This window comes from Streptoalloteichus tenebrarius (assembly GCF_024171885.1).
GTDB lineage: Bacteria > Actinomycetota > Actinomycetes > Mycobacteriales > Pseudonocardiaceae > Streptoalloteichus > Streptoalloteichus tenebrarius.
Window position 1 is genome coordinate 42,428 of sequence record NZ_JAMTCP010000037.1, and the last position, 22,210, is coordinate 64,637.

Genomic DNA, 22,210 nt, shown 5'->3' on the forward strand with positions numbered 1-22,210 from the left:
GCGCGGTTGGCTTGCTGGTCACGGCGTTCGGGGGATGGTGACCCGGATACCCCGCCGACGACGCCGAGTGCGACGAGCGCGGTGGGAGTAGCCCTTGTCCGCGACCACCCACTCCGCGTGAGTGGGAGCCAGCCCAGCCCCGGCCGCCGGACCGACATGGTGCGGTCGTTGACGTTGCCGCCGGTCAACACCATCGACAGTGGTCGACCGCGGCCGTGACAGACGAGAGGGATCGTGGTGGTGGGTCCACCGCGGGAGCGACCGAGGACGTGATCACTGGCTAGACCGTGCCCGCCACACGATCCGCCCTCCCCTCACGTGGGGTGCGGGCGGTACGGCGGGCGCCGGAGACGTGCTGGTGGGCACGCGCCGCTGAAGCCGACCGCCACCCTCGCGGTCGAGTTCGTTGATCGCCTCGGCGATCACCTGTTCCCCTGTCACCAGGCCAAGGTGCCGGGGCGCAACCACCGCCAGAACCGATCGTCGACCCTCTTCCACGGCCCGTACCGTTCCGACAGTCGCGCCACCCCGTCTTGGCCTTGAACAGCAGCCCGTGCCCGCTACGACGCCCGGGATCACACCAGATCAGCCACGGGGGCTTTGGGGGACAGGCCCAAGGTGGACTGACCACTGAGGGTGCGAAGGGGCTGACGCGTCATCGGATGATCGTGGAATGAGGGAGGGCCTCCGGGTTCGGTGTGGATTGCGACGTCGACACCGACCAACGCAAGCGCCTCGTGACCCACGCTTACGCACCGCTGACCCCGATGGTCAGGCTGCGGCTGGCCCGGTGTGTCGTGGACGAGGGCTGGCCGCTGCGGCGAGCCGCGGAGCGGTTCCAGGTCTGGAGTCAGCACGGCGAAACGATGGGCCGACCGCTACCGGAACGCGCGCTACCACGGGTGGTGAGGGTGCCGGTGCGTGACCACCGTTAGAACCGGTTGTGGACCGTCTTCCACGGCCCGTGCCATTCCGGCAGGTCACGCCATGCCACACCCGTCTTCGCCGGGACCAATATCCCGTTGATCACGTGGTGAACTCGGCTGAGCCGTAGACCGCCATCGCCGTGACGCCCCTGGGTTTCGCGCAGTCCTCGGGGTCGACGCCGTCCACCGCCTCGACCCGCAGCGTCACGGCGCGCCCCGCCAGCGCGCCGCGCGACACCCGGCCCTGGAACGTCGGCGGGAGCTCGCCGACGTCGCCGGCCGCCAGGTCGACCACACTGCTGTTGCGGCCGTCCCAGGTGATCTCGATCGACCCCTTCGCGTCGCCGCCGGAACAGCTCATCGTCCCGCTCGTGGCGCCGCGGAACTCGCCGCCGGCGTGCGGGGTCGTCCCCTGGCACTCGTAGAGCGAGCCGCTGATCCGCATCTCCAGGTACTGGGGATCTCCGGTGACGCCGGGGGAGAACGCGACGTTCCCCCGCATCAGGCAGCCCAGCTCCGCCGCGTCGGCGGGGAGGGCGTCCGCGGCGCTTCTCCCGGCGGCGCGCACAACGGCAGCATCCGAAACGACAGCGCCCGCGACGACAGTGTCCCCAGCGGCGGCGCCCACGGCGGCGGTGCCGAGGACCGGCACGCCCGACACCGTCGCCAACCCGGCCACGAGCAGCGCGACCGGCCCACGAGTCCTCCGTCCACCCATGCCCCGAGTGTCGGGCGACGGTCCGGGGGCAGCCGGGCGAGCCCGTAGATTCACTCCCTATGGGTACCGACCGCTCCCGCCTCCGCTACGAGGTGGTCGACGTGTTCACCGATCGCGCGTTCGCGGGGAACCCCCTGGCCGTCGTGCACGGCGCGCACGGCCTTCCCGGATCGGCGCTCCAGGCGATCGCCAGGGAGTTCAACCTCTCGGAAACGGTCTTCCCCGTGCCCCCGACGCACCCGGACGCCCACTACGGGTTGCGCATCTTCACTCCCAGGACCGAGATGCCGTTCGCCGGGCACCCCAGCGTGGGCGCGGCGTGGGTGCTGGGCCGGGACGGGGTGATCCCCACGGGGGTGGTCCGGCAGGAGTGCGGGATCGGCCTGGTCGAGGTGACCGTGGACGAGCGCGGCGCGGAGGTGGCCGGGGGCGGCCCGGTCGTCGGCCGGGCGCTGGACGCCCCCGCGCTGGCCGCCGCGGTCGGGCTCGACGAGTCCGATGTGGACCGGTCGGCCGCGGCGGGGGTGGCCGGCGCCGGCATCGACTTCTCCTTCCTGCTGGTCCGCGCGGACGCGGTGGCCGCGGCGAGGCCCGACCTGACGGCGCTGAGGGCGGCGGCCACCGGCAGGGGGCTGGTGGTCGTCGGCCAGCGAGGCCCGGACGAGTTCGTGGTGCGGATGTTCCGCGTGGCGGAGCAGGGCGGCGAGGACGCGGCGACCGGGTCGGCCGCGCTGGCCCTGGGCTCCTGGCTGGTCGACCGGGGCCTGGTCCCTGGCGACGGTGAGACCCGCTACGCGGTCCACCAGGGGGCCGAGGTCGGGCGACCGTCCACTTTGTACGGACGCGTCGAGGCGAGGGCGGGGAGGGCCGAGCGGGTGTGGGTGCGCGGGCACGTCGTCCCGGTGGCCGACGGGACGCTCCGCGTCCCTCCGCTCCCCTGACCAGCACTGACCAGCACTGATCGGCCCTGATCGGCCCTGATCGGCACTGACCGGCGCCGACGAACACCGACGAACATCGACGAACACTGTCCGACGCCGGCGAACGCCAAGGAACACTGACGGGCGCGCGGGCGGCGGTGACCGCCCCGCGTTGCCCCGACACGGCGCCCGCCCCTCGTGCGAGGAGGGGCGGGCACCCGCCACCCGACTGCCGGCGCCGGGGGACGTCGAGGCTCTCCCGGAGACCCCAGAGACCCCCGGAGACCCTCCAGGACCCTCGGGAACCCTCAGAGCGGACGGACCATCCGCGCCTGTCGGCCGACCGGGCCGTGCGACACCTCGAACTCGACCAACTGGCCGATCGTCAGGACCCGCCTGCCCTCCACCTGGATCTGGGAACAGTGGACATACACGTCGCCCGAACCGTCCGCGAGTGCGATGTATCCCCAGCCCTTGTCGGGGTTGTACTCCTTGACCGTTCCCGTCGCCACGCTCGTCGTCCATTCTTCTCGACACGGCGGCCGTCCCGCCGCCGCAACTACGGCACGTAATGCTTGCTTGCAGCGAGTGACCACTCAAGGGCGACGCAAGAAAGCACCCCCGAATGGGGTGCACGATCATCCGGTCTACCCCACCCCCGGGTGACAACGTCACCCTCGCGTCACGGTTTCCCCGTGCCGGAAGCGGGTTTCCACCGCCCCCGCCAGAGGGGTCGGCCGCGGCCAGGAGTACACATGGCCGCGCAACCGGCGAGGCGACCCGACGATCCGAGGTGACGAGTGCTCGGCCAGACCCTGCCGCGGTTCCCGACGGGCCGGCCCCCGACCCTGGCGGGGCCGGCGCTGGCGGTCACGACGTCGTTGGTGTTGGCGTGGAGCCTCGCCCGGCTGCCGCTGGCGCTGCCGTTCGTCGACGCCAGGGTCTACGCCGGCGGGGTGCGGGCGTGGCGGGACGGCGAGGCGCTGTACCGGGTCGCGATCCCCGCGCTGCCGGGCACCGACTTCAGCCTGCCGTTCACCTACCCGCCCTTCGCCCTGGTCCCCTTCGTCGCGTTGTTCTCCTCGTCGGTGCTGCTCGGCGTCGTGCTGCTGACGGCGGGCGGGCTGCTCGCCCTCTGGGGCACGCTCCTGGTGGTCGCCCGGCGGATCACCGACGACGCCCCGAGGGCGGGGGCGCTGGCCGCCGTCTTCGCCGGGGCGTCCCTGCTCGTCGAACCGGTGACCGAGACCCTGCTCTTCGGCCAGGTGAACCTCCTGCTGATGGGCATGGTCGCCGCGGACTGCCTCGTCCGGTCCCCGCGCTGGCCCCGGGGCGCGCTGGTGGGCGTGGCGGCCGCGATCAAGCTGACACCGGCGGTGTTCGTGGTGTTCTTCCTGGCCCACCGCCAGTGGCGGGCCGCGGCCACGACCGGGCTGTCGTTCCTCGCCTGCACCCTGGTCGGGTGGGTGATGGCGCCCGCCAGCTCGCTCGACTACTGGACACGCGCCGTGCTCGACCCCACCCGGATCGGCACTGTCGCCTACGTGGGGAACCAGTCGATCAGGGGAGCGCTGGAGCGGCTGGGTCTGACCGGCGCGCCGGCGGCGCTGGCCTGGGTCGGCCTGTCGGTCGCGGTGGGCGTCGTGGCGCTCCACGTGGTCCGGCGCGCCAGGGCGGCCGGCGACGACGTGACGGCCTGGCTCGCCCTGTGCGCGACCACGGTGCTGGTCTCGCCGATCTCCTGGTCGCACCACTGGGTCTGGGTGGTCCCGTTGGCCCTCGTGCTCGTCTGCCACGCCGCGCGGGCACGCCGGGTCGGCCCGTGGCGGCTTGTCGCGCTCGTTCTCGTGATCGTCACGACCGCGCCGCACTGGTGGGTCCTCGGCGCGCAGGAACGGGACGCGCTGTCCTGGTGGCACCAACCATTGGCGGCCAGCTACGTGCTCATGGGCCTCGGGCTGCTGACGCTCGCCGCACGGCGCCCGAACGTCCTCGCGCCCGGGCTGTCCCGCGGGTCCGCCACCGCCGCGAGTCGGGCCGGGACCGGCCCCGCGTGACCGAAGATCACCCGATCAGCGGAATGATCCCCTCATGACCGCCCGCCGCGCGGAACGGGCGACGCCGGGACGGACGCGCGGAGCACGGAAAAGCGGAAGGGCCCCGCGATGATCGCGGGGCCCTTCCGGTGCCTGTGTGGTACGGGCGGAGCGTCAGATGATCCGGACGCCCTGGGCCTGCGGGCCCTTGGCGCCCTGGCCGATCTCGAACTCCACCCGCTGACCCTCCTCGAGGGTGCGGAAACCACGGGCGTCAATCTCCGAGTAGTGCACGAAGACGTCCTTCGCGCCGCCGTCCGGCGTGATGAAGCCGAAGCCCTTCTCGGAGTTGAACCACTTGACAGTGCCCTGAGTAGCCATTGGCGTCTCCTCTACAGGTGCCGGGGTCGGAATCCGCGGTTGCGTATCCCGGGTCCGGTGTCAGACCGCAACTTCTCCGGCAGAACCTGGAGGAAAGCAACGAACCGCACAACCTCGCCCCGCTCACGCGGAACGTTTCGACCGTGGCCAGTCAACCACGAAACGCGCCGGCGCGCACGCTCGGCGTGATCCAGGACACCATTCTCCCCCGATCGGTTCATCCGGACCGCAGGATCGGGTGGGGCCGACCGGCCCTCCCCCGTCCGGACTCCCGCCACGAGCGCCGCCAGGAACACGGCCAGGAACAGCGCCGTGAACGGGGGGCGGGCGACCGGTCCCCGGTCACACTCCCCGGGCGCTCGCTCTTCCTTTGGTTAGACTTACCTAAGTTGCCAGGCTGGACGGAACTACTGGGGAGGACACCATGCCGAACTCCGAGGCCCGGGTCGCGACCGAGCGGGCGTCCCGCTACCTGGTCCAGCTCTGCAAGCACCTCGGACACAAGGTCACCGCCGAGTGGACCGAGGAGCGCGGCCGCGTGGACTTCGGTTTCGGCACGTGCGTCATGGAGGCCGTCGACGGCGCGCTCGTGATGCGGGCGGAGGGCCAGGACGACGAGGCGCTGGGCCGGGTCGAGCACATCGCCGGCGACCACCTGGAGCGCTTCGCGGCCAGGGACGGTCTCAAGGTCACCTGGTCCCGCAACTGACTCGAACCGCGTGACAGGAAGGCGGAGCGCTCCCGACCGGGAGCGCTCCGCCTTCCTGTGTCGCCTTCCTGCCCTCCTGCCAGCCTTCGGGGTGGGCGTCCCTCACACCCTGCTGGGATCGGGCGCGGGCAGCAGGCCGGCCCCGACGCAGTGGTCGAGGTAGCGGTGCAACAACGCCCGGTCCGCGACCGGACACTCGATCCCCGTGCCCGCCAACGCGTGCCGCAGGTCGTCCGACCGGACGGGGCCGAGCCGGAACGCGGGCGCCGACCCTCCGCCGTCCGCCCGGAGGTCGAAGAAGACCATCGTGGCCAGGTTCTCCGCGTCCGCTCCCTCGGCGACCCTCGCGCACCACGTGGGCACGTCCAGCTCGTCCACCGCGTAGCCGTAGTCCCGCACCCATCCGGCGAGGTCGGTCAGCCGCACGGGCGGCACCGGCGCGACGTTGAACACCCGTCCCGGCTCCGGCGTGCCGGTCAACGACAGGCGGACCAGCGCCCGCGCCACGAAGTCGACCGGGGTCCAGGTCTCGGCCACGTCGAGCACGGGCAGCGCGCCGGCCCGGATGCCGGGGAGCAACAGCCGCCACACCAGGTCCTGCTCGTTGACCAGGCCGGTGCCGGGAGCGCCGACGACGCGCCCGAGCCGGTAGACGGTCACCGGCAGACCGCGGTGCGCGGCCTGTTCCATCAGGCGTTCCGCGACCCACTTGCTCTGCTGGTACCCGTCGGCGAGCCCGGGGTGCGCCGGCACGAACGCCTCGGGCACCTCCGGGCTGACCCCTTCGGGCGGGCCGACGGCCAGCGTCGAGACGTGGTGCACCGGGACGGGTCGCCCCGCGGCGGCGAGCCGCAGGATCTCCCTGGTGCCGAGGACGTTCGCCGCCCGCAGGCTCCGGTACTCGCGGACGACGCTCACCACGGCGGCGTTGTGGTAGATCGCGTCGCACTCCTCGGCCAGCTCGGCGAACCGCTCGGCGTCCAGCCCGAGCCACGGCCGGGTCAGGTCGGCGGGCAGCGCGACGACGCGGTCGGCGACGTCGGTCAGCGGCAGGTGCTGCCTGGTCAGCGCCGCCCGGACGCGTCGCTCCGCGCTCGCGGCGTCCTCGGCCCTGACGAGGCACACCACGCGGGCGTCGGTCTGGGTGAGCAGTTCGTGGAGTAGGTGCGCGCCCACGAACCCGGTCGCGCCGGTGAGCAGCACCTGGCGCGGGCGCGTCACGCGGACCGGTGTGACGGTGGAGGGCACGACGTCCTCTCCCAGCACGGCGTCGCCCACCGCGAGCGGGGGAAGCCCTCCCCCGTCGCCGACCAGGCCGCGTTCCTGGTCCAGCGCCTCGGCGAGGGCGGCCACCGTCGGGTGCCGGAACAGCGTCGCGACCGGCACCGGCTGCCCCAGCTCGACGCCGAGCCGGTTGGCCACCTGGATGGCCTGCAACGACTGCCCGCCCAGTTCGAAGAAGTCGTCCTGGAGGGACAGGCCGGGGACGCCGAGGACCTCCCGCCACACCCGCAGCACGACCCGCTCGGTCCCGCTGGCCACGGCCACGGAGGCGTTGGTGGCGTTGGTGGCGTCGGCGGCGGTGTCGTTCTCGGCAGGGAAACCCCTGGCGCGCAACGCCTTCCGGTCGATCTTGCCCGAGCTGGTCCTCGGCAGCCGGTCCACGACCGCGACGGCCGACGGGACCACCGCGGCCGGCAGGGACGCCCGCAGGTGCGCGCGCAGCTCGGCGGGTGTCGGAGCGTCCCCGTCCGCGCCCTCCGCCAGCACGACGTGGGCGGACAGGCGCTTCACGCCGCCGGGCAGGACGTGGCCGACGACCGCGGCCTCGCGCACCGCGGGGTGCCCGAGCAGCACGGTCTCGACCTCGGTCGGGTCGACCCGGTGCCCGCTGATCTTGAACTCGTCGTCCACCCTGCCGACGAACACCAGGTCGCCGCCGGGTCGGCAGCGCACCAGGTCGCCGGTCCGGTAGGCGCGCGGTCGTCCGGGCAGCGCGGCCAGGGCGGCGAACCGGGTGTCGTCCAGTTCCGGCCGGCCCAGGTACCCGGTCGCCAGCCCGCCCCCGAGCAGGCACAGCTCCCCCGTCTCCCCGAGGGCGACGGGCCTGCCGTGCCGGCCGACGACGGCCGCGACCACCCCGGGCAACGGCCGGCCGATCGGGACTTCCTCCCCGACGGGTCCGTGCCCGCTGAGCGTGGCCACGGTCGCCACGACCGTCGCCTCGGTCGGTCCGTAGGTGTTGAGGAGCTGGACCTCCGGCGCGACGCTCGCCCGCCACCGCGCCACGCGCTCCGGCAGCGCGGCCTCACCGCCGATGATCACGGCGCGGACCGAGGGGGGAACGGTGGCCGCGCCGGTCGACACGCTGTACGCGACCTCGTGCCAGAAGGCGGTGGGCAGGTCCAGGACGGTGACGGCCCGCTCGGCGCAGGCGGTGAGGAAGTCCGGGACCGACTCCAACATCTCCTCGGTGCGCACGACGAGCGTCGCGCCGGCGCACAGGGTCAGGTAGATCTCCTCGACGCTGGCGTCGAAGTGCAGCGGCGCGAACTGGAGCACGCGGTCGTCGCCGCGCACCCCGTACCGGTGGGACGCGCCGGCCACGAAGTGCGCCAGCGCGCCCCGGCTCACGACCACGCCGTTGGGCTGGCCGGTGGAACCCGACGTGTAGATGACGTAGGCCGGCCACTCCGAAGCCGGGGTGGGAAGCGCGTCGGCGTCTCCCGGCCTGTCCGCCGACCTCCCGTCGAGCAGGACGACCTGGCACGCGGCGTCCTCGGGGACGCTGGCGGCGTGGTCGGCGGTGGTGACCAGCAGGCGCGGCCCGGCGTCGGCCAGGACCGTGGATGCCCGGTTCCTCGGGCCGTGGGGGTCGAGCGGCAGGTATCCGGCTCCGGCGAACAGGACGCCGAGGAACGCCACGACCGCGTCGACGCCCCTGGGGAGCATGACCGCGACGGGCAGGTCCGGGCCGGCGCCCGACGCCACGAGCCGCGCGGCCAGTCCGCGCGCCCGCCCGACCAGCTCGCCGTAGGTGACGCGCGTGTCGCCGTGCTCCACGGCCACCGCGTCGGGTCGTCGCTCGGCCCACCGTCCAATCAGGTCGGTGACGTCGGTCGGCGTCGCGGGGAGCGGGCCGCCGTCGAGCACGGAAACGGCCGCGCCGTCGGCAGGCCCCGCCAATGGAATGTCCACATCGGACAGAGGGGTGTCGGGCCGGGCGGTCAGCGCGTCCAGCAGCGCCAGGAACGTCCGCTGGTGGGCGGCCAGGTCGTCCTCGGTGTAGAGCGCGGGGTTGGCGTCGAACTCCACCTGGGGACCGCTGCCGTCGCACCGGTGGTGGACGGCGATGGACAGGTCCTCCACCGGGCCGGCGGACACGTTGTGCGCCGTGCCCCGGTGCCCGGCGAACCTGAGGTCGTAGTCGAACGGCATGATGTTGACGACCGGGCCAAACAAACGCCGGTCCCCGCCGATCAGCCGCAGGTCGCGTTTGAGGTCCTCGTAGCGGTAGCGCTGGTGTGGGCGGATTCGGCGGAGTTCCGAGGACACCGCGCGGACGAGGTCGAGCAGGCTGGCGTCGGGCGCGACCGGGACGCGCAGCGGGACGATGTTCATCGCCATGCACGGCACGCGCAGGGCCGCCGATCCCATCCGCCCCATCACCGGCAGGCCGAGGACGACCTCGCCGGCTCCCGTCGCGCGCGCCAGGTGTCCCGCGACGACCGCGAGCAGCACCTCGGGCCACGTGGTCCTGCCCAGACGAGCGACGGCGCCCACAGCGTCCATTGTGGACTTACCAATGGTCGTGCCGCTCCTGAGCGCCCACGACGACATCGGGGCGACGCGCTCGGTGAACCCGACGACCTCCGGCCGGTCGGCGAAGCGCTCCGACCAGAAGTCGCGGTCACGCTGGAACTGCTCCGACGCCCGGTACTCCACGTCCTCGGCCACCACCGACGACAGGGACCCGAAACCGGACGGCGGCACCGGCGCGCCGGTCGCGAGCGCGGTGTAGACCTCGGCCACCCGGCGGGCGAGGAGGGAGTGGCCGAAACCGTCCAGCGCGATGTGGTGCACCCGCTGGTACCAGCGGAACCGGTCCGGTGCCATGCGCAGCAACGCCTGCGCGAAGAGCGGACCGCGCGTGAGGTCGACGGCACGGGCGAGGTCGGCCCGCATCCACGCCTCGGCCGCCGACGCCGGGTCGGGCTCCCCGCTCAGGTCCACCACCGGGAAGTCCCAGTCCGGCACGGGTCCCGGGGTCTGCCACGGCCCCTCGGCGTCGGCGTCGAACCGGACGTGCAACGCCTCGGCCTCGGCCACGGCCACGCGGACCGCGGCCTCGAACACCCGGTGGTCCACCGGGCCGTGGATCTCGACGTACTCCGCGGCGTTGTACACCGGGCTGTCCTGGTCGAGCCGCTGGCCGGACCAGATTCCCGCCTGGGCGGCCGACAGTGGCCACCGCGCGTCGCTGGGCAGGGGCATGGCTTCTTCCGTTCCGCCGGGGCCGCTTCAGCGCGGCAGTCGTGTGGACAGCAGCTCCCACCAGGCGGCCAGGGAGGGCCGCTCGGCCAGCTCGACGAAGGTGACCTCGACGCCGGCGGCCCGCCAGCGCTCGACGAGGCTCATGATCCGCACCGAGTCGAGGCCGGTGTCGACGAGGTCGTCCTCGACGGCGATGTCCTCCGGCTCCAGGTACAGGACCTCCGCGAGGTCGGCCCGGACGCTGTCGAGGGTGAGGGTCTGCTCGGGCACGGTGCTCTCCTTCTCCGGCGCGCCGCCGGCCACGCCAGGCCGGCCCGCTGGTCTGTCTACTGTGGATTGAACGGCGGGAGCCGGCTCAGCCGGCCTTCGCGGCGCGGGGCGCGGCGAGCCACGTCGCGGCCCGCTCGGTGGTGGTGACCACGGCGCACCGCTGCGCGGCGTACTCCACGGCCATCCGGTGGTGCTCCACCGAGAAGTCCGCCACCGCGTCCGCCACCACGAACGTCTGGCAGTCGTTCATGAACGCGTCCGCCGCGGTCATCAGGACGCCGATGTGGGCGTAGATCCCGGTCACCACCAACTGGTCCCGGCCCCACTCCCGCATCCGCTCCCGCAGGTCGGTGCGCACGAACGCGGAGTACCGCCACTTCGTCAACACCACGTCGTCGTCGCCGGGCGCGAGATCGTCGACGATCCGCTCCTCGCCGAGACCACCGGGAATGCCGTCACCCCAGTAGTCCTGCAACAGGCCGCGCTGCCGCGGCGTCTGCCCGCCCGGCTGGGCGGAGAACACCACCGGCACGCCGGTCTCCGCGCACGCCGCGCGCAGCGCGCGGATGTTGGCGACCAGCTCGGTGATCGGGGACGCGCCGTCCTCGAACGGGCGGACGAAGTACCGCTGCATGTCGTGGACCAGCAGCACCGCCCGCTCGGGGTCCACCTCCCAGGAGACCCGGTTGGCCGGCAGGTCGGCCTCGGTCGGCATGGGGTACGACGGGATCGCGGGAATGGCCATGGCTCAGGAGTCCTTCCGAACGTGGGTGGACCGGACGGTGTTGGCGATCAGCGCGCGGAGTTCCTTCTTCGACACCTTCCCGACGCCGGTCTCCGGGAACGACTCCACGAACTCCACCCTGTCCGGGATCTTGAAAGCGGCCAGTCCCCGCCCCCGCAGGAACCGCGTCAGCTCCACGGCCCTCGGCGCGGGGTCGCCGGGGATCACGAAGGCGCAGGTGCGCTCGCCGAGGTACTCGTCCGGCATGCCCACCACCGCCACGTCCCGCACGCCGGGGTGCGCCAGCAGGTGGTTCTCGACCTCCTCGGCGGCGACCTTCTCCCCGCCCCGGTTGATCTGGTCCTTGGCCCTGCCCTCCACCACGAGGTAGCCCTCGGGGGTCAGGCTCACCACGTCGCCGGTGCGGTAGAAGCCGTCAGGGGTGAACGACCGCCGGTTGTGTTCCGGCGCCCGGTAGTACCCCCGGATCGTGTAGGGCCCCCTGGTCAGCAGGTGCCCCTCCACGCCGACGGGCACCGGCCGGTCGTCGTCGTCGACCACGAGGACCTCGTCGTGCTCGGAGATCGGCCGCCCCTGCGTGGTGACCACGATCTCCTCGGGGTCGTCCAGCCGGGTGTAGTTGACCAGGCCCTCGGCCATGCCGAACACCTGCTGCAACCGGCACCCCAACACGGGGGTCACCCGGCGGGCGGCCTCCGCCGAGAACTTCGCGCCGCCGACCTGCAACACCTCCAGGCTCGACAGGTCGTGGGCGGTGTTGGGCGCGGCCTGCATCCACACCAACGCCAGGGGCGGCACCACCCCGGTGATCGTGACCCGCTCCCGCTCCACCAGGGCGAACGCCACGTCGGGGCTGGGCTGCGGGCACATCACCACCCGGCCGCCGGCCCACAGCGTGCCCAGCGAGCCGGGGGACGACAGCGGGTAGTTGTGGGCGGCGGGCAGCACGCACAGGTAGACGCTCTCCGGCGTCAGGCCGCAGATGCGCGCCGACTCCCTGACGCTGAACAGGTAGTCGTCGTGCGTGCGGGGAATCAGCTTGGGCACACCGGTGCTCCCGCCCGAGAGCTGGAAGAACGCGACCTCGGACGCGTCGACCTCCGGGAGGTCGGCCACGGCGGCGTCCCGCTCGGACTCCGGCACCCGCACCTCGTCCAGCGCGGTGTGCTCGCCGGGGTCGCCGACGACCAGCACGTGCCGCAGGCCGGGGACCTTCCGCCGCACCTCCGACGCCAGCGCGCGGTAGTCGAAGCCGCCGTGCCGGTCCGCGATGACGTAGGCGGCGGCCTCGGTGAACTCGCAGAAGTACGTGATCTCCGCCGAGCGGTGCGCCGGCAGCGCGAACACCGGCAGGGCGCCCGCCCGCCACACGCCGAACACCACCTCCAGGAACTCGGCGATGTTCGGGAGCTGCACCACGACCCGCTCCCCCGGGGCCACCCCGAGGCGCAGCAGGCCCGCCGCCACGCGGTCGGCGCGGGCGTCCAACTCCGCGTAGGTCCAGCGGCGGTCCCCGCAGACCACCGCGATCCGGTCAGCATGGAGCGCGGCCCGCTCCCGCAGCATCGCCCCGAAGGTCTGGCCCTGCCACAGTCCCAGCTCCCGGTACCGCGCGGCGACCTCCTCGGGCCACCCCACACACCCCGCCAGCAATCCCCTACACCCCACAACCTCGAATCAAGGGCTCACGAGGCCCACAGGTCAACGACACGGAAAGAGACACCGACGCCGGGCCCTACAGCGGCTGGTCCACGCCCAAGGCGCGCAACATCGTCCGGAACTTGGCCGAGGTCTCGGCCAACTCCTCGCCAGGAACGGAATCCACCACGATCCCGCCGCCGGCGAACAGCCGCAGCCGCGAGCCGGACGCCTCGGCGCAGCGGATCGTGACCACCCACTCGCCGTCGCCCGAGGCGTCGCCCCACCCCAGCGCCCCGGTGTAGAAACCCCGGTCGAACGGCTCCAGCTCGCTGATCGCCGCCCGCGCGACACCCGTGGGCGTCCCGCACACCGCGGGCGTCGGGTGCAACGCGCAGGCGAGTTCGAGCGCGGAGACCTCCGGGTCGCGCAGCTCGCCGGTGACCCGCGTGGACAGGTGCCACATCGTCGCGGTGCGCACCAACGACGGGCCGGAGGGGACCTCCAGCCGGCGGCAGAACGGCCGCAGCGTCTCGGCGACGAACTCCGCCACCACCGCGTGCTCGCGCCGGTCCTTGGCCGACGCCAACAACTCGTCCGCGCGACGCTGGTCCTCGATCGGGTCGGCGCCACGGGGCCGCGACCCCGCCAGCGGGTTGGACACGACCCGCGTGCCCGAACGGGAGACGAGCAGTTCCGGGCTCGCGCCGACCAGCGTCCGGTCGTCGGGCAGGGCGATGCCGAACGTGTAGCCAGCGGGGTCCCGGCGCGCCAGGCGACGCAGCAACGGCCGCACGTCGACCGGGCCCCACCCGCCCGGCGCGGTCAGCTCCAGCGACCGCGCCAGCACCACCTTCTCGAACTCCCCCGCCCGCATCCGATCCACGGCCCGCGCGACCGCGGCCATGTGGGCCTCTGGCCCGGGCACGGGGCGGACGTCGAAGACTGATCCGTCCACAGAGGACTGTCCAGTGGACCGCCCGTCGCCGTGCTCCCAACAGAGGGCGGCCAGGGCGTCGTCCGACTCGTCGGCGAGCGGGCCGGCCCGCCGCACCGACTCGGGGACGACCAGGTGCGCGGGGGCGTCGTGGTCGAAGGGCACGGCGCCGACGACGACCGGGGCGTCCTCGCCCGCCGCCGCGGCCTCGCGCAGGGTCGCGGCGACCCTGTCGGCGAGGCCGACGAGCTGGTCGCCCGCGTCGGCGGCGGGGACGACGACGCGCACGCCCTCCGCCAGCAGGGTCCTGGTCGGCGAGGCGAAGAAGGAGGAGACGCCCGGCCGGTACCGGCCGAGGAGGTCGGCGGCGGACGTCGTCACGTCGTGGAGGGTGGTCACGCTGCTACTCCGTTTCCCGGCGCCCCGAGGGGCGTGCGTGTCGGTCCGGTCTGCCCCGAGGGGAGATCGGCGGTCAGGCGCGCAGGGTCGCGCCGCCGTCCACGTACAGGTCGTGCATGGTGATGTGCCGGGCCCGGTCCGACGCCAGGAACACCACGGCGTCCGCCACGTCCGACGGTTCGGCCATGCGCCCCAACGGAATCCCCACCCGGAAGGCGGCCGGGTCCCCCGCGAGCACCGACTCCGCGCCGGAGGAGCCGTCGGCCCACATCGCGCGCTGCATCGGCGTGTCCGTCGACCCGGGAGCCACCACGTTGCACCGGATGCCGAACTCCGCCAGCTCCAGCCCGAGGCACTTGGTGAACATCGTCGACGCCGCCTTGGACGCCGCGTACGCCCCCATCCGCATCCTCGGCACGCCGGCCGCGTTCGAGCTGACCGTCACGATCACGCCCGACCTCCTGGGCGCCATGCGCCGCGCCACGGCCCGCGACACGTGGAACACGCCGGTCGTGTTCACCGCGAACGTCTCGGCCCAGTCCTCGTCGGACATCGACACCACGGGACCGGTCCGCAGCACCCCGGCGACGTTGGCGAGGATCGCGACCGGCCCCAGCTCGCGCTCGACCCGGTCCACCACCGACTCCACCGCCGCGCCGTCCCGGACGTCGGCGACGAACGGCGCCACCCGGTGCCCCTCCCCGGACAGTTGCCCGGCCAGGTCGGTGACCCCCTCGGCGTCCCGGTCCACCGCGGCGACCACGGCCCCCGCCTCGACCAGGGCGCGGACCACGGCCGCGCCGATGCCGCGACCAGCGCCCGTGACGAGGGCGACCCTGCCCGCGATGCCGTTGCCGTCCATGCGTTCGTTCCCTCTCGCTCGCGCCGGGACGGGGTCGGGAAGCGCGGCCGGGCACCCCGCCGGCTGGGCGGAGCGGTCCGGCCGGGGCGGTCCCGGACGACGCTCCGGACCCCAATGTGAAGGTGAGGCTAACCTAAGTTCACTCGATCGTGTGAGTGCCGCCGCGTGATCGGTCTCACCGGCCCCGTCCCCCACCGCCTCCGGCTCCACCGACGTGACTGTTACGGGGAACAAGGAACCCGCGGCCGGTCGGCAGATACCACGTCCTGCCACGAACGGCTCAACCCGCACTCACCCGATCAGACCAGCAGGCGGGCGGACGGCGGACAACGCCCGCCAAGCCGTGAAGAGAAGGACAGAAGAACGCCCGCCGACGCACCGGACCGGGAGGCCGGGTGCGCCGACGGGCGTCCAGGGCGCCGGGAGCGGCGAGGTCGGGTCAGGACCGCGCCGTCACTTCGCCATGGCCTTCTGGACGTCGTCGAGCACGGCGCGGGCCCCGAGCGGGCCGCCCCTGCTGGTCCACAGGGAGCCGTCCACGGGGACGAGGTGGTTGTCCCGCACGGCCTTGAGCTGCTGGAAGGCCGGGGTGTTGCGGGCCTGCTCCATCGCCTGCACGGCCTCGCCGTCCGGGGTGAGCGTGCCCAGGAACAGCCAGTCGCCGTCCATCTTGGCCAGCGCCTCCAGGCTCAGCGGCGCGCCGTGGCTGAAGCCCGGCTCCTGCTGGGCGGCCGGGCGGCGCAGGCCGAGGTCGGCGACCACCAGGCTGGCGAACTGCTGGGTCTGCATCACGCCGGGGCCCTTCGGGTTCCAGCGGACGATGCTGACCTCGGCGTTGGCGTTCGGGCCGAGCTTCCCCTTCACCTCCTGGACCCTGCGGTCGTAGTCGGCCAGCACGGCCTCGGCCTTCTCCGTCTTGTTCAGCACGTCGGCCTCGGTGCGGAAGGCCGTCTTCCAGTCGGTCTCCGGCTTGTAGGTCACCACGGTCGGCGCCACCTGGCGGAGCTGGTTGAGCAGGTTCTCGTCGGTGAGGCCGCCGGCGAGGATCACGTCGGGGTTGGCCTCGACGACCTTGTCCATCGACGGCGTGGTGATGTCCCCGACCACCTTCACGTCCTTGACCCGGTCGCCGAGGTACCGCGGCGGGGTCTTCTGGCCGCGGCCGTTGACGGTGCCGACCGGCCGCATGTCCAGCGCGAGCACCGCGTCGAGGTCCTGCTCGCTCAGCGCGAGGACGCGCTGCGGGTTGGCCGGCACCTCCATCTGCTTGCCGGTGACGTCGGTGATCGTGCGCTTGGCCGAGGCGTCCTGGCCGCCGGCGGCCGGGGTGTCGCCCGACGAGCAGGCGGACAGGCCGACCAGCGCGGCGAGGGAGGCCGCCACCAGGCCCAGTCCACGGCGGGGGAGACGAGCAGAAGCGGTCATGGTTCCTCTCCGACGGTGGGAGTCCGACGCGCACGTCCGAGGCGGGGGCCGGAAGGCGGACGCGGGTCCGCCGGCGGACGCCGACCGGGTGTGGTGGTCCCGGATGTCAGGACCCCGGGAGGCCCGAAGTCCCCGAGCCGGGGACGGGCCCCGGAACGCCACCCTCGGTCATGCACGGCGCGTTAGGTTAGCCTCTCCTTATGCGCCTGTCATCGGTACGCCAGTCGTGTGAACCAGACGATGATGAATCACACACTGCGATCACCGTACCGACGCGGCGCCGCCCGCGACACGGCCTCGTGGGCCTGGTCGCGCTCGGCCTCGGCGTGCTGGCCGTCGCCCTGCTGACCTGCTCCATCCTCGTCGGCTCCGGCGAGATCCCGACGAGCAGGGTCGTCGACTACCTGCTGGGCCACCCCGACGCGGTGGCGGACCCGCAGCTACAGATGGTGATCAACACGCTGCGTGTCCCCCGGACCCTGACCGCGGTCCTGGTGGGCGCCGGGCTCGGCGTCGCCGGCACGCTCCTCCAGTCGGCCACCCGCAACCCGCTCGCCGAGACCGGCCTGCTCGGCGTGAACTCCGGCGCGGCGCTCGGCGTCGTCCTCGGCATCTCCTACGCCGGCGTGGAGAGCGGCTACGGCTACCTCGTGTGGGCCTTCACCGGCGCGGCCGTCGCCAGCGCGCTCGTGCTGCTGATCGCCAGGACCGGCGGGGCCATGGTCTCGCCGTTGCGGCTCGTGCTCGCCGGCGCGGCGCTCGGCGCGACGTTCCGGGGGATCATGGCCTCGATCCTGTTGCGCCAGCCCAACTCCTACGACCAGTACCGGTTCTGGGTCATCGGCTCACTGTCCGGTGTGGACATGAGCATCGCGCTGCGGATGCTGCCGGCCGTCGTGATCGGCCTCCTCGCGGCCGTGCTCGTGGCCCGACCGCTGTCCGCGCTGCACCTGGGCGACGACGCGGCGCGCGCCCTCGGCCACCGGCCCGGGGTCGTGCGGGTCGTGGTGGCGGTCGTGGTGACCCTGCTGGCCGGCGCCTCGGTCGCGATGGCCGGCCCGGTCGCCTTCCTCGGCCTGCTCGCGCCCTACCTCGCGCGGGCGGTCGCCGGACCTCGCGTGCTCGCGCAGGTCGCGCTGTCCGGCCTGGCCGGCGTGGTCCTCATGCTCGCCTCCGACGTGCTCGCCAGGGTCGTGATCCGCCCGTACGAGGCCCCGGTCTCGGTGCTGCTGGCGATCGTCGGCGGCCCCGCGCTCATCCTCATCGTCCGGTCCCGCCGGCTGATGACCCTGCGGACGGAGTCGTGATGGAACACCGGGTCCCCCCGCCCCCGGACAGCGTCGTCCTCCGACGCGGCGCCCTCTCGGTCCTGCTGCCCCGGCGCGCGACCCTCGCCGCGCTCGGCCTCGGGGTCCTCGCCGCGGCGGCGGTCCTGGTCTCGACGGTCGTCGGCGCGGGCCAGCTCTCGCCGGGGCAGGCGCTGAGCGCGTTGTTCGGCGAGGGCGGCCGCGGCGCGGTGCTCATGGTCCAGCAGTTCCGGCTGCCCCGGGTGATCGCGGGGCTGCTGGCCGGCGCGGCGCTCGGCGTGGCCGGCTGCCTCACCCAGACCGTGGCCAACAACCGGCTGGCCACCCCCGACCTGCTCGGCGTCACCGACGGCGCGACCGTGGCGATCCTGGTCGCGGTCACCGGCAGCACCGCCGGCATGATCGGCGCGTGGTGGCTGGGGCCGGTCGGCGCGGTCGCGGCCGGCGCGCTGGTCGTGCTGGCCGCCGGCGGGGCCGACACCGGCGGATACCGCGTGCTCGTGGTCGGCCTCGCGCTCTCGGTCACGGTCCGCGCGGTCACCGACCTCGTGCTCTCCCAGCAGGGTCTGCACACCTCGGCGGCCGTGTTCACCTGGACGATCGGCAGCCTCAACGGGCGCGGGTACCCGGTGGCCGTCCCGGTCGGGATCGCGCTGGCCCTGCTGCTGCCCCTGGCGGTGCTCGCCGGCCGCCAGCTCTCGGTGCTCCGCTTCGACGACGACGTGGCCGCGACGCTGGGCGTCGACCCCCGCCGCGCGCGGCTGCTCGTGCTCGTCATGGCCGTCCTGCTGGCCGGGCTCGCCGTCGGCGTCGGCGGCCCGATCGCCTTCGTGGCCATGGCCGCCCCGGTGCTCGCGGCCCGGCTGGCGGGCCCCGCCCGGGTGCCGCTGGTCGGCTCCGCCCTCGTCGGCGGCGCGCTGGTGGTCGTGGCCGACACGCTGGCCAGGGTCGCCACCGAGCACGAGCTGCCGGTCGGCGTGGTCACCAACATCCTCGGCGGGCCGTTCCTGCTGTGGGTCCTGCTCAGCGACAAGTCGGTCAGGAGGTTCTAGTGGAACTGGTCGTGGAGGGACTGCGGGCCGGCTACCCGGGGTTCGTCGCCGTGGACGGGGTGGACCTGCGCGTGCCTCCCGGGCAGGTGGTGGCCGTGGTCGGCCCCAACGGCTGCGGCAAGTCGACGCTGCTGCGCGCCGTCGCCCGGCTGCACCGGCCCGAGGCGGGGCGGGTCATGGTCGGCGACGCCGACCTCTGGAGCCTGCGGCCCCGCCAGGCCGCCCACCGCGTCGCGTTGCTGCCGCAGTCGCCGAGGGCGCCGGAGGCGATCACCGTGGCCGGCTTGGTCCGGTTCGGTCGGCACCCGCACCAGGGCCTGTTCCGGCAGTGGTCGGCCGAGGACGAGCGGATCGTCGGCGAGGCGCTGGCCGCGACGGGCGTGGCCGACCTCGCCGAGCGGCGCCTGGACCAGCTCTCCGGCGGGCAGCGGCAGCGGTGCTGGATCGCCATGACGTTGGCGCAGCGCACGCCGGTCGTCCTGCTGGACGAGCCGACCAGCGCGCTCGACCTCGGCCACCAGGTCGAGGTCCTCGGCCTGGCCAGGGAGGTGGCCGCGACCGGGCGCACCGTCGTGATGGTGCTGCACGACCTGGCGTCGGCCGCCCGGTACGCCGACCACCTCGTCGCGATGCGCGCCGGCCGGATCGTCGCCGCCGGCCCGCCCCGCGAGGTGGTGGACGCCGAGCTGGTCCGCGCGCTCTACGACATCGACGCCGACATCCTGCGCGCGCCCGCCGACGGCGCGCCCGTGGTCGTGCCCGCGCCCGCCGAGTCCCTCACCGCCGAGTCCCTCACCGCCGAGGCCGCTCCGGCGACCAGCTCCGAAAGCAGCACAGCAACCGGCCCAGCGACCAGCACAGCCAGCACAGCGACCAGCACGGCCAGCACGGAAGCCGGCTCGGCGGCCACCTCGCCCGCCGAGGTGGTCGCGTGAGCGTGAGGCCGAGGCCGACGGCTCCGCCCCGCACCCCCATGCCGCCGCCCGAGACCGCGGTGAGCCCGCGCGTCTCGGCGCTGGAACGGGACCTGGCCGAGGGGCGCGAGGACGTGCTCGCCCGGTTCTGGGCGGAGGTGGCGGGCCGGGGAACGCCGCTGGTGGAACGCGTCGCCGCCGACGACGACCACCACGTCGTCACGTTCCTCTGGCGCGATCCGGGCACCCGCACGCGCGAGGTCCTCCTGCTCGCGAACTGCGTGACGGACCGCAGCGTGCTCCCGCTGAGCAGGCTCCTGCGGGTGCCCGGCACCGACGTGTGGCACCGCTCGTACCGGCTCCCCGGCACGTGGCGCGGCAGCTACCAGTTCGTGGCGCTGGAGGAGCCGTTCTCGGCGGCGACCGGGGACGAGGACGGGAACGACGCGTCGGCGGGGCACCGGATGTGGCGGATGTTGGGGCTGATGGCGGAGCCCGACCCGCTCAACCCCCGTCGCCTCCCGGCGCGCTGGGGCGCGCCACCGAAGTCGGTGGCCGAGCTGCCGGCGGCTCCCCCGCAGCCCTGGCTGTCACCCCGCCCCGACGTGCCCAGGGGCAGCGTCACGTCCCATGTTGTCCACAGTGGACATCTGGGTGAGGACCGTCGCGTGTGGACCTACCTGCCGCACGGGCACGACCATGGCTCCGACTACCCGGTCCTCGTTCTGCTCGACGGCGACATGTGGGGCGACGCCCTCCCTGTTGCGTCCACATTGGACAACCTGGTCGCCGAGGGGCTGCTGCCTCCCCTGGTCGCGCTGATGCCCGACGCGGTGGACAACCCGACCCGGTGGCGCGACCTCGGCTGCCACGAGCCGTTCCTCGGGTTCCTCCGCGACGAGCTGCTGCCGTGGGCCTCCCACCGCTGGCGGGTCACCGACGACCCGGCGAGGACGGTGATCGCCGGTCAGAGCCTCGGCGGGCTGACCGCCCTGTTCGCCGGGCTGCGCGCCCCCGAGCGGTTCGGCAACCTGCTGTCCCAGTCGGGCTCGTTCTGGTGGAGCCCCGAGGGCGGTCCCTCCGACTGGCTCGCCCGCCGGTTCGCGGCCGCGCCGCGCCTCCCCCTCCGGATCCACCTGGAGGCCGGGACGCGCGAGTGGATCCTGACGCCTGCCACCAGGCACCTCCGGAACGTGTTGCGGGACAGGGGATACGAGGTCGAGTACGCCGAGCACGACGGCGGGCACGACTACGCGTGCTGGCGCGGCTCGCTCGCGACCGGGCTGGTGGCGCTGGCCGGCGGCTGGGTCTGACGCCGCCGGCGCACCGCCTCGGCCAGCGAGCGGAGCAGTCCGGCGGTGGTGTCCCACCCCAGGCAGGCGTCGGTGACGCTCTGCCCGAACACCAGGGGCCGGCCGGCGACCACGTCCTGCCGGCCGGGCACGAGGAAGCTCTCCAGCAGCAGCCCCCGCACGCCCTCCTCGCCGGCGGCGATCCGCTCGGCCATCTCGGCGACCACGGCGCGCTGCCGCTCGTGGCACTTGCCGCTGTTGCCGTGGCTGGCGTCGATGACCACCCGCTCGGGCAGGCCGGCGGCGCGCAGGCGGGCCAACGCGTCGCGCACGTCCTCCTCCGAGTAGTTCGGCCCGCCGGGGCCGCCGCGCAGGACCACGTGGCAGTGCGGGTTCCCGCTGGTGCGCAGCACCGAGGGCGTGCCGTCGTCGGCCACGCCGAGGTAGGCGTGCGGGACGGCGGCGGCGCGGATCGCGTCCACGGCGGCCTGGACCGAGCCGGACGTGCCGTTCTTCATGCCCACCGGCATCGGCAGGCCGCTGGCGAGCTGGCGGTGCACCTGGCTCTCCACGGTCCGCGCGCCGACCGCGCCCCACGAGACGAGGTCGCCGAGGTAGGCCGGGGTGACCGGGCTGAGCCACTCGCAGGCGATCGGCAGGCCGAGCCCGGCGATCGCCACCATCATCTCCCGCGCCACACGCAGGCCGGCGCCCACGGCGAAGGCCCCGTCCAGCGAGGGATCGGTCAGCAGACCGGGCCATCCCAGCGCGCTGCGCGGCTTCTCCAGGTACACGCGCATGACCACGAGCAGGTCGTCGGCCACCTCGTCCGCCAGGCGCCGCAACAGCCTGGCGTACGCGAGGGCGGCGTCGACGTCGTGGATCGAGCAGGGCCCCACCACCACGAGCAACCGGTCGTCGGTCCCGGCGAGCACCCGACAGACGGCCTCCCGCGCGCCCAGCACGGTCTCCGCGACGGCGTCGGTGACGGGCAGGCGCTCGGCCAGCGCGGCGGGGGTGGTCAGCGGCTCGGTGGTCACCCGCCCGCCCGACTCCCGCGCACGCGCCTCTCGTGACCCTGACCCTCGCGACACGGGGGGCCGGTCCGGCACCGCGGCAGCGCGCATCACGTCTCCTCGCTCGATCGGGTGATGAGGTGAGGTAAGCCTAACCTCAATAGATCCT

19 protein-coding genes and 1 pseudogene are annotated in these 22,210 nt (G+C 73.8%); 8 read left to right on the forward strand and 12 right to left on the reverse strand.

Annotated elements, in window-relative coordinates; all coding sequences use genetic code 11:
* Nucleotides 1-737: 737 nt before the first annotated feature.
* A pseudogene (locus LX15_RS24625) lies at nt 738-885 on the forward strand (helix-turn-helix domain-containing protein); the annotation flags it as partial.
* A 46-nt stretch (nt 886-931) separates the two neighbouring features.
* Here the strand turns inward: LX15_RS24625 and LX15_RS33660 are convergent.
* On the reverse strand, nt 932-1,090 hold the full coding sequence (locus LX15_RS33660; protein ID WP_372502792.1) for a transposase: 159 nt from the start codon (nt 1,088-1,090) through the stop codon (nt 932-934).
* Nucleotides 1,027-1,644, reverse strand: a complete 618-nt coding sequence (locus tag LX15_RS24635) for a hypothetical protein (RefSeq protein ID WP_253672028.1) — start codon at nt 1,642-1,644, stop codon at nt 1,027-1,029. Before LX15_RS24635 ends, LX15_RS33660 begins: the two co-directional genes overlap by 64 nt.
* Before the next feature lie 59 nt (nt 1,645-1,703).
* On the opposite strand from LX15_RS24635, the gene LX15_RS24640 reads away from it, so the two are divergent.
* Complete coding sequence (locus LX15_RS24640) at nt 1,704-2,585, forward strand: PhzF family phenazine biosynthesis protein (RefSeq protein WP_253672029.1); 882 nt, start codon at nt 1,704-1,706, stop codon at nt 2,583-2,585.
* 287 nt (nt 2,586-2,872) lie between these two features.
* On the opposite strand, the gene LX15_RS24645 is transcribed toward LX15_RS24640, so the two are convergent.
* Nucleotides 2,873-3,076: a cold-shock protein gene (locus tag LX15_RS24645; RefSeq protein WP_253672030.1), complete on the reverse strand. Its 204-nt coding sequence runs from the start codon at nt 3,074-3,076 to the stop codon at nt 2,873-2,875.
* Nucleotides 3,077-3,364: 288 nt separating this feature from the next.
* Between LX15_RS24645 and LX15_RS24650 the strand changes: the two genes are divergently transcribed.
* Nucleotides 3,365-4,621, forward strand: a complete 1,257-nt coding sequence (locus tag LX15_RS24650) for a glycosyltransferase 87 family protein (protein WP_253672031.1) — start codon at nt 3,365-3,367, stop codon at nt 4,619-4,621.
* A 153-nt stretch (nt 4,622-4,774) separates the two neighbouring features.
* On the opposite strand, the gene LX15_RS24655 is transcribed toward LX15_RS24650, so the two are convergent.
* Nucleotides 4,775-4,981, reverse strand: coding sequence for a cold-shock protein (locus LX15_RS24655; protein WP_253672032.1), 207 nt, complete (start codon nt 4,979-4,981; stop codon nt 4,775-4,777).
* Between the two features lie 424 nt (nt 4,982-5,405).
* On the opposite strand from LX15_RS24655, the gene LX15_RS24660 reads away from it, so the two are divergent.
* Complete coding sequence (locus LX15_RS24660; RefSeq protein WP_253672033.1) at nt 5,406-5,690, forward strand: DUF2218 domain-containing protein; 285 nt, start codon at nt 5,406-5,408, stop codon at nt 5,688-5,690.
* 102 nt (nt 5,691-5,792) lie between these two features.
* Here LX15_RS24660 and LX15_RS24665 read toward each other — a convergent pair whose 3' ends face one another.
* The 7 genes from LX15_RS24665 to LX15_RS24695 all read right to left on the reverse strand — a co-directional run bounded on the left by LX15_RS24665 (nt 5,793) and on the right by LX15_RS24695 (nt 16,460).
* Entirely contained in the window at nt 5,793-10,184 is a 4,392-nt protein-coding gene (locus LX15_RS24665) for a non-ribosomal peptide synthetase (protein WP_253672034.1), read from the reverse strand.
* A gap of 27 nt (nt 10,185-10,211) precedes the next feature.
* Nucleotides 10,212-10,454 (reverse strand): phosphopantetheine-binding protein, encoded by a 243-nt coding sequence (locus LX15_RS24670; RefSeq protein ID WP_253672035.1) that lies wholly within the window; start codon nt 10,452-10,454, stop codon nt 10,212-10,214.
* 85 nt (nt 10,455-10,539) lie between these two features.
* Complete coding sequence (locus LX15_RS24675) at nt 10,540-11,199, reverse strand: isochorismatase family protein (protein ID WP_253672036.1); 660 nt, start codon at nt 11,197-11,199, stop codon at nt 10,540-10,542.
* A 3-nt stretch (nt 11,200-11,202) separates the two neighbouring features.
* On the reverse strand, nt 11,203-12,837 hold the full coding sequence (locus LX15_RS24680) for a (2,3-dihydroxybenzoyl)adenylate synthase (RefSeq protein WP_308213516.1): 1,635 nt from the start codon (nt 12,835-12,837) through the stop codon (nt 11,203-11,205).
* A gap of 97 nt (nt 12,838-12,934) precedes the next feature.
* Nucleotides 12,935-14,173, reverse strand: coding sequence for an isochorismate synthase DhbC (dhbC, locus tag LX15_RS24685; RefSeq protein WP_253672037.1), 1,239 nt, complete (start codon nt 14,171-14,173; stop codon nt 12,935-12,937).
* A 73-nt stretch (nt 14,174-14,246) separates the two neighbouring features.
* Nucleotides 14,247-15,035 carry a 2,3-dihydro-2,3-dihydroxybenzoate dehydrogenase gene (locus LX15_RS24690; RefSeq protein ID WP_253672038.1) on the reverse strand — a complete coding sequence of 263 codons (789 nt, stop codon included), beginning with the start codon at nt 15,033-15,035 and terminating at the stop codon, nt 14,247-14,249.
* A 453-nt stretch (nt 15,036-15,488) separates the two neighbouring features.
* Complete coding sequence (locus LX15_RS24695; protein ID WP_253672039.1) at nt 15,489-16,460, reverse strand: ABC transporter substrate-binding protein; 972 nt, start codon at nt 16,458-16,460, stop codon at nt 15,489-15,491.
* A 299-nt stretch (nt 16,461-16,759) separates the two neighbouring features.
* Between LX15_RS24695 and LX15_RS24700 the strand changes: the two genes are divergently transcribed.
* Genes LX15_RS24700 through fes form a run of 4 tightly spaced genes read left to right on the forward strand, consistent with a single transcriptional unit; the run spans nt 16,760 to nt 21,046 of the window.
* A complete protein-coding gene (locus LX15_RS24700) occupies nt 16,760-17,767 on the forward strand; it encodes a FecCD family ABC transporter permease (RefSeq protein ID WP_253672040.1) in 1,008 nt (335 codons plus the stop codon).
* Nucleotides 17,767-18,819: a FecCD family ABC transporter permease gene (locus LX15_RS24705; RefSeq protein WP_253672041.1), complete on the forward strand. Its 1,053-nt coding sequence runs from the start codon at nt 17,767-17,769 to the stop codon at nt 18,817-18,819. Before LX15_RS24700 ends, LX15_RS24705 begins: the two co-directional genes overlap by 1 nt.
* Nucleotides 18,819-19,754: an ABC transporter ATP-binding protein gene (locus tag LX15_RS24710; protein ID WP_253672042.1), complete on the forward strand. Its 936-nt coding sequence runs from the start codon at nt 18,819-18,821 to the stop codon at nt 19,752-19,754. The genes LX15_RS24705 and LX15_RS24710 overlap by 1 nt, the downstream gene beginning before the upstream one ends.
* Nucleotides 19,751-21,046: an enterochelin esterase gene (fes, locus tag LX15_RS24715; protein WP_253672043.1), complete on the forward strand. Its 1,296-nt coding sequence runs from the start codon at nt 19,751-19,753 to the stop codon at nt 21,044-21,046. The genes LX15_RS24710 and fes overlap by 4 nt, the downstream gene beginning before the upstream one ends.
* Here fes and LX15_RS24720 read toward each other — a convergent pair.
* Nucleotides 20,983-22,065 (reverse strand): 3-deoxy-7-phosphoheptulonate synthase, encoded by a 1,083-nt coding sequence (locus LX15_RS24720; RefSeq protein WP_253672044.1) that lies wholly within the window; start codon nt 22,063-22,065, stop codon nt 20,983-20,985. The genes fes and LX15_RS24720 overlap by 64 nt on opposite strands.
* Nucleotides 22,066-22,210: the final 145 nt, after the last annotated feature.